Annotated in this window: 13 protein-coding genes; 2 read left to right on the forward strand and 11 right to left on the reverse strand. The window is 55.3% G+C overall.

Annotated elements, in window-relative coordinates:
* Positions 1–32: 32 nt before the first annotated feature.
* Together J8Z22_RS02855 and J8Z22_RS02860 are read right to left on the reverse strand one after the other, a co-directional pair.
* On the reverse strand, positions 33–1,001 hold the full coding sequence (locus J8Z22_RS02855; RefSeq protein ID WP_028114247.1) for a LysR family transcriptional regulator: 969 nt from the start codon (positions 999–1,001) through the stop codon (positions 33–35).
* Complete coding sequence (locus J8Z22_RS02860; RefSeq protein ID WP_084144528.1) at positions 998–1,972, reverse strand: LysR family transcriptional regulator; 975 nt, start codon at positions 1,970–1,972, stop codon at positions 998–1,000. The genes J8Z22_RS02855 and J8Z22_RS02860 overlap by 4 nt, the downstream gene beginning before the upstream one ends.
* 532 nt (positions 1,973–2,504) lie before the next feature.
* On the opposite strand from J8Z22_RS02860, the gene J8Z22_RS02865 reads away from it, so the two are divergent.
* Positions 2,505–4,820 (forward strand): OmcA/MtrC family decaheme c-type cytochrome, encoded by a 2,316-nt coding sequence (locus J8Z22_RS02865; RefSeq protein ID WP_252008676.1) that lies wholly within the window; start codon positions 2,505–2,507, stop codon positions 4,818–4,820.
* A 55-nt stretch (positions 4,821–4,875) separates the two neighbouring features.
* On the opposite strand, the gene J8Z22_RS02870 is transcribed toward J8Z22_RS02865, so the two are convergent.
* The 8 genes from J8Z22_RS02870 to J8Z22_RS02905 form a co-directional block, all read right to left on the reverse strand.
* Positions 4,876–5,886, reverse strand: a complete 1,011-nt coding sequence (locus J8Z22_RS02870; protein ID WP_252008677.1) for an FAD:protein FMN transferase — start codon at positions 5,884–5,886, stop codon at positions 4,876–4,878.
* Positions 5,887–5,955: 69 nt separating this feature from the next.
* Positions 5,956–7,704, reverse strand: a complete 1,749-nt coding sequence (locus J8Z22_RS02875) for a flavocytochrome c (protein ID WP_028114243.1) — start codon at positions 7,702–7,704, stop codon at positions 5,956–5,958.
* A 15-nt stretch (positions 7,705–7,719) separates the two neighbouring features.
* Positions 7,720–8,466 (reverse strand): outer membrane protein OmpK, encoded by a 747-nt coding sequence (locus tag J8Z22_RS02880; RefSeq protein WP_028114242.1) that lies wholly within the window; start codon positions 8,464–8,466, stop codon positions 7,720–7,722.
* Between the two features lie 347 nt (positions 8,467–8,813).
* Positions 8,814–10,022 (reverse strand): HAMP domain-containing sensor histidine kinase, encoded by a 1,209-nt coding sequence (locus J8Z22_RS02885; protein ID WP_252008679.1) that lies wholly within the window; start codon positions 10,020–10,022, stop codon positions 8,814–8,816.
* Positions 10,012–10,686: a response regulator transcription factor gene (locus tag J8Z22_RS02890; RefSeq protein WP_028114240.1), complete on the reverse strand. Its 675-nt coding sequence runs from the start codon at positions 10,684–10,686 to the stop codon at positions 10,012–10,014. The genes J8Z22_RS02885 and J8Z22_RS02890 overlap by 11 nt, the downstream gene beginning before the upstream one ends.
* Before the next feature lie 2 nt (positions 10,687–10,688).
* Positions 10,689–11,432, reverse strand: a complete 744-nt coding sequence (locus tag J8Z22_RS02895; RefSeq protein ID WP_252008681.1) for a helix-turn-helix transcriptional regulator — start codon at positions 11,430–11,432, stop codon at positions 10,689–10,691.
* A gap of 200 nt (positions 11,433–11,632) precedes the next feature.
* On the reverse strand, positions 11,633–13,603 hold the full coding sequence (locus J8Z22_RS02900; RefSeq protein WP_252008683.1) for a bifunctional diguanylate cyclase/phosphodiesterase: 1,971 nt from the start codon (positions 13,601–13,603) through the stop codon (positions 11,633–11,635).
* 133 nt (positions 13,604–13,736) lie between these two features.
* Entirely contained in the window at positions 13,737–14,618 is an 882-nt protein-coding gene (locus tag J8Z22_RS02905) for an AraC family transcriptional regulator (RefSeq protein ID WP_252008685.1), read from the reverse strand.
* Between the two features lie 572 nt (positions 14,619–15,190).
* Between J8Z22_RS02905 and J8Z22_RS02910 the strand changes: the two genes are divergently transcribed.
* A complete protein-coding gene (locus J8Z22_RS02910; RefSeq protein ID WP_028114237.1) occupies positions 15,191–15,433 on the forward strand; it encodes a YgjV family protein in 243 nt (80 codons plus the stop codon).
* Positions 15,434–15,436: 3 nt separating this feature from the next.
* Here J8Z22_RS02910 and J8Z22_RS02915 read toward each other — a convergent pair whose 3' ends face one another.
* Positions 15,437–16,318 (reverse strand): AraC family transcriptional regulator, encoded by an 882-nt coding sequence (locus J8Z22_RS02915; protein ID WP_028114236.1) that lies wholly within the window; start codon positions 16,316–16,318, stop codon positions 15,437–15,439.
* Positions 16,319–16,429: the final 111 nt, after the last annotated feature.

Here is a 16,429-nt window from a genome sequence, read left to right on the forward strand (position 1 = left end):
ACCGGGGTTCAGTTGCCTCGGTGGGGGAGCATCTAACCGGCCTGACCAAGGGAGTGGAGAATGTGCTGCTCCAGGCTCTTTTGTAACCAGATGGGGGTGGAAACCCGTCCATCCTGATCGTGCTTGAGCCACAGGTAGATGGTCTTTGGGGTCTTAAAGCTGACCAACTCTTCAAACTGGCGCGAGCTCAGTTGAATTGCCTGGATGCCTTTCAGGTCGCGGAAGAAACTGGCGCAAGAACTGAAGGCCAGCAGTGACACGGCGTCAGACTCCAGCAGCGAGTTGGACATGGCCGCCATGTCCGAGGCGATGGAGTCCAGTTTGAAGGGGATGCCCTTGCGCTTACAGTAGAACTTCATCGGCGACTGGCTGTTGGGGTAACAGGAGTTGCCATAGAGGATATGGGGGTAGCTGGCGATCTGCTCCAGGCTGGGGTTGTCCCAGATAGGGTGGCCTTCACGGGCCACCAGGTAGACCTTCTTTGGGGTGGCAATGGCCTTGGACAGGATCCCTTCTCGCTCGGCCGGAGTGAAACTGATCACCGCATCGGCGCGGTTGGAAGCCAGTTCATCCAGGGTGGAGTCATTGAACAGCTTCAGATGAATGCTGTGAGGATCGTTGTTGCTATCGGCGGCGCAGCGCACGCTGTGGATAAGGTTGATGGCCAACTGCGGTGGCGTGATGATGTGCAGGTTATTGTGCTGATCCATCTCCTTGTAGTGACCGATGGCGGCGATCTCTTCGGATTCGCCTAATAACCGGCTGAGGATCGGGTACAGGTTGTCTGCCAGTGGAGTGGGTTCAAAACCGTGCTGCCGACGTATGAACAGCTGATCGGAAAAGGACTGCCTCAGCGCATTGAGACTGCGGCTGATTTTCGATGGTGGCACATCCAGAATGCCGGCCACGGCGATGGAGTTACCGTGTTGGTACACCAGACAGAAGGCGCGAATAACAAACAGGTTGATGTCTTTCAATTTGTCGATATTGACGCTGGTCATGGGTAGTCCTTGGATTCAATCGGCGGCAGCACCACGGAGTTAATGATGAATTGCTCGATGCAGGACAGCAGCCATTCCGGCATCTGCTGTTGCCTTGGGTGGCTGAGCAGGTAATAGTTCGGCACGCCCATGCGCTGGTGCAGCAGGTCAAATTGATCCTGAGGCAGGCGGCGGATGCTGATGTCACTGAGACGATCCATAAATTCGGCGGCGTATTTCTGACCGATAAAGGTCAGCCCACGACTGGTTTCCAGTTGATCAGCCAGTTCGGTGAGGCCACTGACTTTGGTTTCAATATTCAGATGGCGGCCGATGTCGTTGGCGTACACTTCCAGGGGATCAATGCGGTCGTTAAACGCAGGGCAGTCGGTGACAATAAACGGATAATCAATGATCTCTTTTAATTGAGGTTGAATACTGCGCTGCCAGATGGGGTGTTGATGATTACCGACCACAAATAACGCATTGCCTTCGGTAATAAACTGACTGCGCACACCTTCAGCGGTAGAACTCTCGAAACTGATGGCAACATCAATATCCCCATGCTGAATTTCAGAATCAATATGATGAGTGATCGGTTTCACATTAAAAGTAAAATGCTGATTATTCTCATTTGCGCTTGCCTGAAGATACTGTGCCAGTTTAATACACAGGCCAGTAGGGCAGGCGATAACGATCTCTTGTTTCAGGCGATTATTCTCTTCTTGACCGAGGCTGCATGCCTGACCAGCCAACTCCAGCACCCGCTTCATCTCGGGATAGATGCGGGTGGCCATTTCGCTGGGTTCAAAGCCGTACTGTTTGCGATGGAACAGAGGATCGTCCAACGCATGACGTAAGCTATTTAAACAGCGGCTTATTTTAGATGCAGGTACATTCAGTGTCTGAGCCACACTTAGGGAATTAAGTGACTCGTATACAAGTACGAAGACCTGAAAAGAGAAAATGTTGATGTCTCGTAATTTGTCCATCGCCCGGGCTCGCCCTACTTTTTATCGCACTATACGTTATCGAGTGAATCAGGTGTCTGACTGGAATCACAGAACTAGCAAGAATTAATGCAGCAAGTTTATTGTTATTCACTCGAAAACGACTAGGCCGTAGCGATATATACAATTTTATTGATAGTAGTGTCACTTATTCTAATATTTTTGTCGCTTTATAAGTCAGCAATGTAAGCAGTTGAGGCTTTCTCGAACTGCATTAATATCCATTCTACCTCAAATACTCAGACAGAATTGCTGAAAACCGGTTTCATAAATGCAGCCTGTGAAACTGTCTCGCATATTCCAAAGCTGCATCGGTATTACATCATACATTTTGATAACAATTGCGCAATCAGTCAGTTGTGCTGCCTGTTGGTTGTTTTTCAGTGTTTCTGCGTGCTCATCACTGTTTTCTAATACAGTGACTCTGGTCAAATTCAGGGTTTAGCCACTTCAAATAGTATTTCTCCCAGCCACTTAGAGGGCGAATTCCATTTTTGGAGAAATGATGATGAGAATGACAAGAAAAGCACCGTTGGCGTTACTGATTGCATCGGCTTTGATGATGGCCGGTTGCAGCGATGGTGACGATGGCAAGGATGGCGCTCCGGGACAGCCTGGAGATCCGGGCCAGCCGGGAGAGCCGGGCTTGCCTGCAGGCAGCTTTGCCGACACCATTGAATCCGCCGCAGAGATGACCATTACCCTGTTGCCCGAAAACCTGGCCATTGCCGCCGGGCAACCGTTCTCGGTCGCGTTTAGCGTGACTGGAAAAAATGCCAAAGGGGAAGACGTGCCTTTCCTTGGCATGGATAAGGTGGCGCTGTATGTATTGAATCAACAGGCCAACGACGCCGGTGGCGCGCCCAAGCAGTGGGTCAACCACGTGATGGCTAATGAGGCCGGTTATTACATGTATTGCACCCCGGAAGGGAAAACCCTGTCCTGGGGCAATGAGGTCAATGCCTGTACTCTGGTGGAAGATGAAGCCAACCCGGGCACCTACACCGGAACCTGGAGCCACGAAGGGCCGGCGCCGGTGATTCTGGCCTCTGCCAGTGCCGACGATCTGCACCGGGTGTTCATGAGAGCCTACAACGTGGTCAATGCCGCCGGTGTCGGCATCGCCGATAAGATCTTCTCGTCACCGCTGGATTACATTCCGGCCACCGGCGAGTTGGCTCAGTCTGACAAGGACACCGTCAGCAACGCCGCCTGCATTCAGTGCCACGGCGAGCAGGATGGTCGCATTGCCAACATCGAAGCCCACCACAACTATCAGAAAGTGGAAAACTGCGTTGCCTGCCACAACCCGGCACTGAGCGGCGGCCAGGATGATCCGGCCATCGGCTGGAATGCCGACTTTGGTCCCATGGTGCACACCATCCACGGTGGTCATAAGATTCATACCATTCTGGGTAAAGAACTGACTGGCGAAGCCCACGAGATGTTCGGTGAAATCGGATTCCCGTCCGAGCTGAACGAATGTACCGTGTGTCACGATGGCGAGCCAAGCTGGCAGACCAATGTTTACGCCGAAGCCTGCCAGGCCTGTCACATCGACTTCAGAAATGACGACTCGCTGGCGGTGCCCCATGCCGGCATTGACGCCGCGGCGTGCAGTGGTTGTCACACCACCGAATGGATGAGCAGTGCCCATAATGTCGGCGACCGTACCAAGGCGACGGCATCCATTGCCGCCCAGGTCGTCAACGTGGTCTACAGCGAAAACAGCGAAGCGGTGGACGTGGATGGCACCATCGAGATGCAGGACAAGCTGACCGTGACCCTGGCGGTTCAGCAAGATGGCAGCGATGTCGCCGATGGTTTCGATTTCGGGCCTTATGCCAAGTACTCCACCCTGATGGTGGGCAGCGTGGTGGCCGACGGTACCGTCACCAAGAATACCGATGTTGATTTTGCCGGGGCCGCTGCCGCTGCCGGTGAAGTGGAAGCGTCGGCCATTGGTAATCTGAACTTGGATGGGCAAAGCCTGTACCTGGCTTCGCGCTTGTCACTGTGCAGCAAAGACGGTGCCCTGATTGAGTGCTATGAAGGTGGCGATGACACCAAGCCTCAGTATGAAGTGGGTTATGTGGCGGTAACCATGGATACCGCCTACTGGAACCTGGCCAACGCCGATGGCAGCGATGCCCTGGTGTCCCGTTTCAGCCAGCCGGATCGCATCACTGCCGACGAAGCCAAGTGCAACAACTGCCACGATACCCTGGCCAACGCCAAGCACTACGGTAACCTCAAGTTTGACCAGTGCATGAACTGCCACAATGAAACCTGGGGCGGCTCTTATCACGCCGCGGTTGAGTACAAGTCCGACGATGTGGATGCCGATGGCAATCCGGTGTTTAAGACCATCGATGGTCTGAGCTACCACACTCGCGACCTGTTTGCCGTGGCCCACCGTTTCCACACCGGTTTGTGGGACGACAACCGCGGCTTCCCGGCCATCCACCTGGACAGCAGCATGGCGACTCAGGGCTATCCGGATCAGGCCAACAGCTGTGTGGCCTGTCACAAGGATGACACCGCCCTGTTTGCCGCCGACGGTGGTTTGGCGTCCGGCAAGCGTGCCCTGGGCGTGGATCTGAACTTTGATGGCGTCAATGACGGTTACCTGTCGCCTGTCGCCGAAGCGTGCCGAACCTGTCACGCCCACTCCAGCCCAGCGGCGCTGGCGCACTTCAAGAGTAACGGCTCTTACGTAGAGGGTGAGCCTTCTACCAGCGCGGATCTGCCGGTTGAGTCCTGTGGGACTTGTCACGCCGAAGGCAAGACCTACGGTATTGACGTGATGCACGCCGGTGGTGCTCACTAAGACGTTGCATTTCCCTGCAACTGAGTAAAGCGCCTTCGGGCGCTTTTTTTGTGTCTCAGTGGCGGCCGAGCAGCTGCGCGAACGACTCGCTGAAGCGACTGCGGGGGCCGGTACTGGATTGTTCGATGATCATCACCGCCAGGGCGTGTTGCTGGGCGATGGTCAGGGCGTGTTCGGCGTCCAATACCATCAATGCCGTGGCGTAAGCGTCGGCAATGGCGCAGCTGGGGTGGATGACCGTCACCGACAGGGTATTGCTTAGGCTGGGGTAGCCGCTGCGGGGATCGATAATGTGTCCTAGGCGTACCCCGTTGTTCTCTATGAAGTTGACGTAGTTGCCCGAGGTGGCCATCGACAAATTCTTCAGAGGTACGATCTGCTGCAATGCCAGGCTCAGCTTTTCTGGCCGGGTAACGGCAATCTGCCAGTCACGGCCGGGCTCTGGCTGGCCCCGGGTTTTGATTTCGCCGCCAATCTCCACCAAGTAGTGGTCAATGCCCAGTTGATCCAGCACCAGGGCGACCCGATCGACGCCATAGCCCTTGGCAACGGCAGACGGGTTAAAAGCCAGGCCGGCAATCAGCTTGGTCAGGGTGCGCTGCTGCAGCGTAAACCCCTCCATGCCGGTGTGGCTGCGGGCGCGCTCTAACTGGCCCCGATTCTTATGATTGAGATCCCGGGGCCGATGGCCAAATCCCCAAAACTCGATCACCGGTCCCAGAGTGATGTCCAGGGCACCGTCGGTATTGGTACTGATCCGGTTGGCGATGGCAACCACGCTGGCCAGATCCTTCGAGACTGCAATCGGTTGTCCGATGGGAGCCTGATTCACCCGGCTGATCTCCGAGTCGGGTCGAAACACCGACAAGCCGGCATTGATTTGCTCCAGCTGTTGTTGAACGGCCATCAGTACCTGGGCTGGGCTGTGCTCGGGCGCGTGTTGCCGCCACTGGATGGTGTAAGTGGTGCCCATGGTGTCTCCGGCAATGTGACGCATCTGCGGGGCGGCAGAGGAGGTCAGGCTGAGCAGTGCCAGTAGAGCGCAGACGGCGGGAAGAAGCTTCATGGTGGGGTTCCTGAAACGAAAAAGGCCAGCCTCAGGGGCCGGCCTTGTCGGGTGAGTAAAAAACCGGGGTTAGTTGGCGGCAGCCTGCTGACCGGCAAGGCGGCCAAACACGGTAATGTCGGTGATGGCGTTGCCACCCAGGCGGTTGGAGCCATGGGTCATGCCGGTGACCTCACCGGCGGCAAACAGGCCCTCAATGGGTTGACCGTTGTCGGCGATGACCCGGGTGTGGGTGTCGGTGACCAGGCCACCCATGGTGTGGTGTACCGATGGCTTGGCAACCAGCATGTAGAACGGAGGTTGCAGCAGCGTCTTCAGGCCTCCACGGTGGTTAAACTCCTGGTCTTTGCCCTGTTTGGCAAACTGATTGACCCGGCCTACCTGGGCCATCAGCGCTTGCTTGTCGATGCCAAACTTGTCGGCCAACTCTTCGATGCTGTCGGCTTTGTACATGTAGCCTTTGCGGTTCAGTTCTTCGAACTCATCTTTGTGTACCCCCACCACTTTGGCGGCTTGTTCGATTTCATTGCCCCACAGTACATACGCCTGCTGGTTGGTCTGGGCCAGAATGGCACGGCTGATGACGTCACGACGCTCCAACTCTTCCACAAAGCGTTTGCCTTCCTTGTTTACCAGCAGGGCGCCAAAGAAGCGGGAGTCGGCGATCAGCGAGATCACACCGGTGTCCACGTGGCAGATGGGGTAGGTTTGAATCGAGGACATGTTGTGGGTCTTGGCGTGCAGCTTTTCCGCCATCACGATGCCGTCACCGGTGATGCCGCGGGCGTTGGTGGTGCCATAGCGGTTATCCAGTTCGGGGACGTAGCGGGTACGCATCTCGACGTTGGCGCCAAATCCACCGGTCGCCAGCACCACACCTTTGCTGGCGAAGTAGCTGATGGTCTTGCCATTTTTCTCGGCTTCCACGCCAATAACCCGGCCATTCTGATCCTGAATCAGGGCCTTGGCTGTGGTACGGGTATGGATGGGGATCTGCAGCTCATCGGTTTTGGCCATGAACTTGCTGATCCACTCGGCACCGGTGTGGTTTTTCGGGATCAAGGCGCGTTTGACACTGTGACCACCAAACTGGAACAGTTGATCTTTATAGAAGTCGACGTGGATGTAATCCCGCAGCCACTCGGCTGCCGGCAGAGCCTGTTCTGCCAGAATCTGAACCATCTCGGGATCGCCCAGGTAGTCACCGCCCTTGAGGGTGTCTTTGACGAACAGTTCGATGCTGTCTTCGATCCCTTTCTGTTTCTGAACCCAGTTGCCTGGGACGTTCATCTGACCACCGGTGATCAGGCTGTTGCCGCCGACGGTCGGCATCTTCTCGATGATGACCACATTGGCCCCGGCGTTTTTGGCAGTGATGGCGGCGCTGAATCCGGCGCCCCCGGAGCCGACAACCACCACATCGAACTGTTGCTCGGTGGCGACGTCTGCCTGCTTCTTGGATTTGGCGGCCCCGGCAATCAGGGTGACACCGGCGGCGTCCAGGGAGTTGTCTACCGCTTCCTTAAAGGCGCCACTGGTGATGGTGGCGCCACTGATGCCGTCTACCTCGGTGCTGTTGCTGGCGATCATGGCGTCTTTCATCTCGGTGAAGACCGAGGCGGCAAGCACCTTGTTTTCGTTCTGTTTCAGAACCTGGATGTCCACCAGTTGGCCATCTTTGACCTCGGTTTTTACCTGGATTTCGCCATGTTTGCCAAAGGCCTTGCCTTCGCTGGTGACGCTGGGGTTGTCAACCTGGCTGCTGCAGCCGACGACCAGGGCCAGGATGGCGCTGGAGATAAGGGTTTTCTTTAACACAGGGATTCTCTCTCTTTAAAAACTCATGCCGATGGCGATGCCGTACTCGATGCCGTCGTTGGGGGTGGCGCCCCAGCTGTCGAACTGGGTCAGGTGCAGCTTGGTGTACAGGGACTCGGTCAGGTTGGTTTTCAGGGTGGTGATGAGCTGATGACCGTAGCTGTCGTAGCCCAGAGTCTGCTTGTGTTCGTCATCGCGGCCGAATTGACCTTCGTAGTTCACGGTGAGGCTGTGTTTCAGGCCTGCGAGGGCGAAGGGGTAGCGGGCGTTGATGACGGCGGCACCACCACTGAGGCCATCGAAGCTGGCATTGGTGGGGCTAAAAGAGGCGGCGGAATAGTTAATACCGATACCGGCGTTAATAAACAGACCATTAAATTTTTGATTGGTAGTCAGACCTAAATACAGGTTGTCTTCCATAACGGTGCGATTTGAAGACAGGAAGTTTTGCATCCACAGGTTGTGATTGCTGCTGCCAATCTGTTTATCGACAATGGCCAGAGATTTTACCGTTAATTTGCCGTCGGCACCGTGTTGAGCGTCCTTAACTTCGCCGGGATTCTCCAGTTTTACATAAGCAAACAGTGTGCCCCAATCGGCTTTGTTAAAGTGGCTCAGTTTTAAGAAAGGTTGGTTGTAGGCGCCGGCGTTGTCGTCTCGGGTATCCGATGTATAGGCTTTGTAGCCCAGGTCCAGAGAGGTGGCTGACATGGCGGGAGCCACCAGCAATGCTGACAGTGCTGCGATTAACTTGGTGTTCATCCGAGGGATTCCTAGCTGAAAATTCCTGGTCAGAATACCGGGTTGAAAATAATGGACTGGGAGATGCTTCCGGGACTGGGTTGTCGGTGATTAAAGTGTGTGGAATAAGGCAGTGAATGAAATCATTTTTACCTGTGGTGTTGGGTTTTGTGAGCTCGTTTAAATAAACCTGTGGAACTTGACTGGTTTGGCTTTTTATTGATTTGGTGCCTTTGTGAAATTAACGTCAAAATAATATTTTTCAATTTTTTATTCAACTAAATAATCGCAGTTGTCGATTGTTTATAGGCCACCAGCAACGAAAACGGCGCCCAAAGGGCGCCGGTGTGCATTCGATTGAATCAACCTCAGGGCAGCGTCAGTGAGGCTCGAAAGCGGTTGTCGCTGGTGTCGATCTCAAACTGCCATTCCAGTTGCGTGGTCAGACGCTTGACCAGCATCAATCCCAGGCCGAAGCCACTGTGGTTATTGTTGGCCATGGGGTTGCTGATAACGATGCATTTGCCCCGCTGTTGGATGTCGATGCCATCGGCGCCGTGTTCCAGGCTGTTTCGAATCAGGTTGTTGAGCACGATGGACAGGGGCTCTTTCAGTGTGGTCAGTCGGGTGGCGTCACCATTAAGGTTGACTGCAACGCTGCTGCCCTGGGCGTGTTGCTGGTCTTCGACAACCTGACTCAGCATCTGGCTCAGGTGCACCGGTGACGGGTCCATGGAACTGCAGTCCGGATCCATCATCCACAGCAGGGTTTCGGTGATCGACTTCATCTGGGCGGTGGCTTGGCGAGCGTGCAGTGTCGGTCCGCTCAATTGACCTTGCTGCAGGGTCAGAATATCGAATGAGGATTGGCAGATGGCGATGGGGGTACGCAGTTCGTGGCTGGCAAAGCGCAGAAAACTCAGTTCCCGCTGTTGCGCCTGTTTCAGTTGCCGTATCGAGCCCTCGAGGGCGTCAACGATGGACTGCAGTTCGGCGTAGCACTGCTTGGGGAACTGCAGTGGCAGCATTTTTTGCCAGTCGTGTTGCTTGATGGCCTGGCTGATCTGGTGCACCGGGGTGATGACTTGACTCTGCATATAAAACGCCAGGCTGGCGACCACGCCGAAGGTCATGACGATCAGCAGCAAAATGGCGGTCATGTTTTTAGGGGCAAACACCAGGTCGTGAGTGGCATTGTAGTGCAGCCAGACGTAGTAGGGACGTTGGTCCTGGCCCTGATACAGCATCAGGGCATCGATGAAGGGGCCATCGACGTGTTGGTAGTGGATGGACTGCGGCTGTTTGGGCGGAACAAAGTCGCTGATGGCACGTACCTGCCTGGGAACCGATTGCCAACGGTCAAACACCTGAATGTTTTCGGTAACAAAGGCTTTTCCGCTGCTTTTGAACAACTGCTCGGCGGCCTGACCGGCGTTATTCATGGTGATTTCATGCATCGAAAACATGCCGGTGCACATCATGCATAGGGGGATGATGCTGTTGATGGCCAGGGTGATGGCAAGGAACGCAAGACCGTAGCCCTGATAGACCCGCTTGAGGCTGAGTTTAGGTTTCATCGCGACTTACCTTGAGACATAAGCCGACGCCGCGCAGGGTGTGGATCAGTTTGCTGTCGAAAGGCCTGTCGACCACTTTCCTGAGCAGGTGCAGGTGGCTGCGCAGGCTGTCACTGTCCGGTGGCGTGTCGGGCCACAGCATACGCTCAATCTCTTCTCGTTCCACCGCTTCCGGGCTACGCCTGGCCAGCAGCGACAGGATCTGCCAGCCGGTTTTCGATAGCGCCAGTGGTTGCTGCTGGCGCCAGGCCTGATGACTGCCAAAGTCGATTTCAAGGTCGCCCAGCGTGAGCACCTTGGGCGCCGGCCGGCGCTCGGCGATCACTCTCAGGCGGGCTACCAACTCCGGCAGGGCGAAGGGCTTCACCAGGTAGTCATCGGCGCCGACCTCAAAGCCTTTGAGTCGGTCGTTGAGGTTGCCTCTGGCAGTCAGCATGATGATTGGGGTCGGCAGGCACTGGGCTTTCCACTGCTGGCAGGCCATAACGCCGTCACCGTCGGGCAGATTCAGATCCAGTATCAGGGCATCGTAGTGGCGCTGGAACAGCAATTCGCCCCCCTGGTGCAGGGTGCTGGCGTAATCGCAGTCGATGCCGTTGAGCTCAAGAAAGTGAACAATATTCTTCGCTAACAGGCGGTTGTCTTCGACCAGGAGGACGAGCATGTTCAGATAATCTCCAGTTGGTGGGCGATGTGGATCAGGTTGGCACGATTGCTGGCAGCCAGCTTTTTTCTCATCGCTTCGAGGTGGTACTCCACCCCTCTTACCGTCAGGTGCAGCTGTTCGGCAATCTGGTGGTTGTGCAGTCCCCGCGCGGTCAGGGCCAGGACTCCGAGCGCCGTGGAGGTGAAGACTCGGCCCTGACGGTAGGGGTTGAATCGCTCTCGTCCAAGCTGGAATAGCTTCATTTGGGCGATCTCCAGAGTACTGCCTAGCTGCTCAGTGTCGATGCTGTTGTCGCTGAGCAGGGTAAAGCGTCCCGCCCAGGAGTGGCAGTCGGTCTGAAGCAACGGCCAGCTTAATACCTGATGAATACCATGACTGTGAAACAGGCGGCCGGCCTTGGTGGTGTCCGGATCCAGACCATAGCAATAGGGCTGTTGCAGCTGCAAGGCGGCGGCAAAGTTGGGATCCGATGTCGCGACCCGGCTCACGTAGTGCTGGTGCAGCTGGCGGATCTTTGGCGATGAACACAGCACCCCTTGAGCCCGTCGCAGGGTGTGGGGGGTAAACAGGTTGCTGCGGCAGTTACTGTGATAATTGTCGTAGGCGCAAAGGGCGACTCCCTGAAACCAGAACCCCTGAATGCCGTGGTGGAAGATGGTCGGCTTGATGGTATCCAGTATCTGCTGCCATGGGGGCAAAGACCCCGCTATCCGGGAGGGGAACTGTGCGAGAGAGGTGTTCATCGACCGATCCGAATGCCTGCTGTGGGAGAGGGAATACCCGGACTGTACTCAGGAGGGTCGCTGGCGGTAAAGGCCTTTGGCACCGATCTTCAGGGTGCACAACAAAAGCGCAATTTCGTTATTTCAAATGCAGTATTTTGACGTGATTTTGATGTCCTGCGAGTTAAAATCGTAGCGGCCTATGGGTGACGGCCGCGAGCTTACACCGTGGCGGCACGGCTGGGCAGCCTGTTACTCAGTCGTTCACTGAAAGTGGGGGCTGGCTCCGGCCGTCCGTACAAATACCCCTGCAGCAGGGTGCAGGATTTCTCCCTAAGCAGTCGTGACTCGGCCTGGGTTTCGACTCCCTCGGCGACAACCTTCAGATTTCCCTGGCTGGCCAGTGACAGGATCATATCGACGATGGCGGCGTTGTCGGCCACGGTGTCGATACCCGAGACAAAGGCCCGATCGATCTTCAGGGTGTCGATGGGCAAGCGCTGCAGGTAGGACAGGGAGGAGTAGCCGGTGCCGAAGTCGTCCAGGGCAATGGTGACGCCGGTCGCCTTGAGTTGTTGCATGGTCTCGACCACGCGTTGCGGATCGGCGGCGGCCACCTCTTCGGTGATCTCCAGTTCCAACAGGCGGGCGTCGATGCCGTGGCGTGCCAGGCAGTCGGACACGGTCTGGGGAAAGGCTGGATCCGCAAATTGCTGAGCCGAGACGTTTACCGCCAGCGGGTAGAGCGGCCGATCCTCCGCTTTCCATTGAGCTTGCTGGCGGCAGGCTTCATTCAATACCCAGTTACCCAGAGCCACAATCAGTCCGCTTTGCTCGGCGACGGGAATAAACTCGGCGGGCGAAATGGTTTTGCCGTTGTGGTGCCAGCGAATCAGCGCCTCGGCCCCAGCGATTTTCAGGGTTTTGGCGTGAATTTTAACCTGATAGAACAGCTCAAATTCATGGTTGCGAATGGCGTGTCGAAGGGCGGCCTCGGTGGCCAGCCATTGCTGGGTTCGCTCGGTCAGTTCGCGGTCGTAGAAACGGTAGCTTTGGTTGCTGCCGCTGAGACTGTGAATGGCGGCATCGGCGTTGCGCATCAGTTGATCGCTGTCGTTGCTGTCCTGAGGGTAGCGGGTAATGCCGATCTTGCCGCTCAGGTTCAACAGCCGTTGCTGCACATACAGCGGTTCGTCCGCCAGTTGGGCCAGCTTGGTAGCCAGTTCGCTGAGTTCACGGGCCTGATGGCTGTGATGGACGGTCACTGCCCAACTGTCTTCACCGAAGCGGTACAGCTTGGTGGTGCAACCACTGTTGCTAAGGCGTCGCTGAATCCATTGGTTGACGGCAATCAGAACCTCGCCGCCAAAGCTGTGACCATAGGTGCCGGTGAGCAAGGCATAGCGCTCCAGCCGCAGCAGAATCAAGGCGCCAGCGTCGGTGTGTTGCAGGTTATCAGACAGATCCTGGGTCAGGGTTCGACGGTTGGGTAGCCCGGTAAGGGAGTCGTAAAATGCAAAACGGAACAGTTGATCGCGGTCTTTGAGCCGCAAATACAAGGTCATCAAGACAAAGGCCGATACTGCCAGTATGGCGATGCTGAAGCCGACCAGCAGACGTGACAATTTGTTGACTTCAGACAGGGCGGCTTCGCTGTCGTTCATGGTGGCCATGCGGATCTTCGTCTGCCATTGATTCAATTGCTCATGGGCAGTGTCGACCACCTGTTGTGCATCGGACAGGGTCTGACGGAGTTTATCCCAATCCCTGGGGCCGCTCATCTGGGTGTCAAACTGGGCCGCATGAAGGTTGAATTGAGTAATGCTCTGACGCAGAACGGTGGCGTCACGGGCGGTGATGCCGAGATCTTGCAGGTGGGCAATGCCGCGGTTAATGCTCAGATTGAGCTCGCGGGATCGAGAGAGATAAGGGGGCCGATCGGTGGTGGCATAGTAGAGGTATAACTGATTCACCTGTTGACTCAATGCCGCCTGCAGCACGCCGATGGCTTCCATCTCCGGAATGTGGCGCTGGACCATCTGCTCGGAGTCTTCCTGAACCATGAAACCGGTTCTGACGCTGACCCAACTCATAGCCGCGACCATCAGTGCCACCACCAAGAATACGGCAAACAACCAGGTGGCGGTGCGTTTTGAGCCGGGCCGGGCTGCGATCATGGCGGTGTGGTTCATGGCAGATGAATTTCATTGCAAACAGAACTCGGCAGTGTAGCAAAGTTGGCTGGCTTTTTGTCCATCCATATGAAAAACGGGCATTTAAAACGCTTCTTTGCTGGAGCCCAAGGCGGGGCTGGGGGAACCTGTGCTATCCCTCGTAGGCTCGCTTGAAGGCGGCAGGGGTTTTGCCGGTGTGGCGTTTGAAGTACTTGATGAAGTGAGTGGTGTCCTCAAACCCCAGTTCAAAGGCAGCCTGCTGGACCGAGCAGCCTCCCAAAGTCAGTTTGCGTTTGATCTCGAGGATAATGCGGAAATCGATCAACTGTTTGGCGGTGTGGCCGCAGCAAACTTTGCAAAGCTGGTTCAGGGATTTATAGCTGGTATGCAAGAGTTGGGCGTACTGGCTTGCCTCCCGACTTTCGGTGAAGTGGTTATCGACCAGGCGCAGAAATTCGCCAAAACGGTTTTTTTGTTGTTCGCTGAGATGAGCGAGATGGCGGTCTCGTTGTTTGGCTAGCTTGATCAATAAGGCCGAGAACAGCAGTTGCACAATGACGCTGCTATCCGCCCCCTCAGTTAAGGCGGTCTTCATCTCATTCAATAGCGCTCGACTGGTCTCTTTTAACCCCGGACAGAGGTGAAGAATGGGAAAAGCACTCAGGCTTTGGTGGACCGGTACAAAATAGGAGGTGCGAATATTGGCGGAGGCGGCTGAGAAAAACTCTGGTGTCAGAATGAGCAGCTTACCCTTGGGCCTGTCTTGTTGATCAAACGCGTGTATCTGCCCTTTGTTGACAAAGATGATGCTGTTGGATTGATAGGGGTACGAATGACAATCAATGGAGTGTTGACCTTTCCCCTGTTCCAAAAAAATGAAACAGAAATAGCTGACGCGGTGCGGCTCGTAGGGATGGACTCCCTGCTGGCTTAAGTTGTTGAGGAACTGTGTTAAGTCCAGTATGTCGATGCCAATCTTATCCAATAGTGGACTGCCGTAGCTGATGTTAGGAATGTCGTCGAATTTGTCCATTGGTTGGCCTTGTTACTGAAAGGTGGCAAAGAGCTCTCTGCCAACACTAAGGCATTGGCTATCGATGACTAAACTGGCATCGACACTCGAAGCCGATACCTCCACGAAGCCTCTGATTTAAAGATGAACTGGTTTCATTCTAACAGCTCGCTCCTCGAAGTTCTGTTTCTGGCAGCCTCACCACCCCGACTATCGTGACTCTGCTAACTCAGTCTGGCGCCATCGACCGGTTCGGGCTTGGACTGCGCCTTGCTGTTTTCAGTGGTGACGGTGCCGGGGTTCTCAAGCGGTTCGAGCTGGAACCGTGGTGAGTAGCCTTGTACAGGAGGAAAAATACTGCTGGAGTCGCCTGGGAAACAGGTCGGCAACGGTCTGAAAATTGCCGTTAACATACCGGGTGAAGGGAGTGTGATCGGGGTAGGCTTTGGATCTGTGACCCAGGGCGAACCGAGGCCGTAGTGTGGGGGTAAATGGGGCTGGTGGGCCGGATCAGGAGGGATGATGTGCAATGGTGGCTGACTTGAGCCTCATTGCCACTACAATGAAGGCAGGACTTCGATAGGGGATAAGCCATGGAATTGCACTGGATTTGGGAGTGGGTAGGGTACGCGGCCTCCATCGTGGTCGCGGTGTCGCTGATGATGGCAGACATTAAAAAGCTACGCTGGTGGAATCTGTTGGGAGCGGCGCTGTTTGTTCTTTATGGCTGGGCCATCGGTGCCTACCCGGTAATGTTGGTGAATGCCTTTATTGTGGTGATTGATATCTACTACCTGGTGAAGCTCTATCGCCATGAAGCGGAGGAGGCCAGCTGAGCCTCAATCCCCTTGCTCTCGCTTAAAGGCCGCCGGGGTTTTGCCTGTGTGGCGTTTGAAGTACTTAATAAAATGGGTGATGTCTTCAAACCCTACTTCAAAGGCGGTGTCCTGAACCGAGAGACCGTCCATGGTCAGTTTGCGCTTAATCTCGAGGATGATGCGAAAATCGATCAACTGTTTGGCGGTGTGTCCGCAGCAGGTTTTACAGAGTTGGTTCAGATATTTGTAACTGCTGTGCATCATCTGGGCGTATTGGCTCGCCTCGCGGACCTCGGTGAACTGCTCATCCACCAAGCGCAGGAATTCTCCGTAACGCGCCTTCTGCTGTTCACTGAGGTGGGCCAGGTGGCCCTGCCGCAGCTTGGTCAACTTCAGCAACATGGCTGACAGCAGCAACTGTACGATGACGCCGCTGTCCGGCCCTTCCTTGATCGCGCGTGTCATCTCGCTCAGCATCGCCCTGGTGCTTTCGTTGAGGTCGTCAGAGAGAGGCAATATCGGAAAGGCGCTCAGGGTTTGATGCGCTGGTACAAAATAGGAGGTGCGGATGTTGGCGGCGCCAGCGGCGAAGAACTCCCGGGTCATTAGTACCAGCGTGCCTTTGATTTTGTTGTCCCTGTTGAAGGTATGGATTTGGTATTTATTAAGAAATATCACGCAGCCAGATTCATAAGGGTAGGAGTGAAAATCGATAGGGTGTTGCCCCTCGCCCTGCTCGACAAAAATGAGGCAGAAATGGCTGACCCGATGAGGTTGGTAAGGGTTGGCGCCCTGATCACAGATATCCTGAACAAAGGTTTCCAGATCCAGTATGTCCATACCAGCCTTACGAAGCTGAGGGCTGTCGTAGGTGATTTGGGGAATGTTGTCGATTTTATCCATCTATCAGGCTTCTCAAGGGAGGCAGCTCAACTGGCTGGGTTTAGGCATTGAGGATTGGTGTTGAAAAAAGAGGTGTCAGCTTAAACCGCTGACACTTCTTAAAACTGAGTA

It is taken from the genome of Ferrimonas sp. SCSIO 43195 (genome assembly GCF_023716685.1).
GTDB classification, from domain to species: domain Bacteria; phylum Pseudomonadota; class Gammaproteobacteria; order Enterobacterales; family Shewanellaceae; genus Ferrimonas; species Ferrimonas kyonanensis.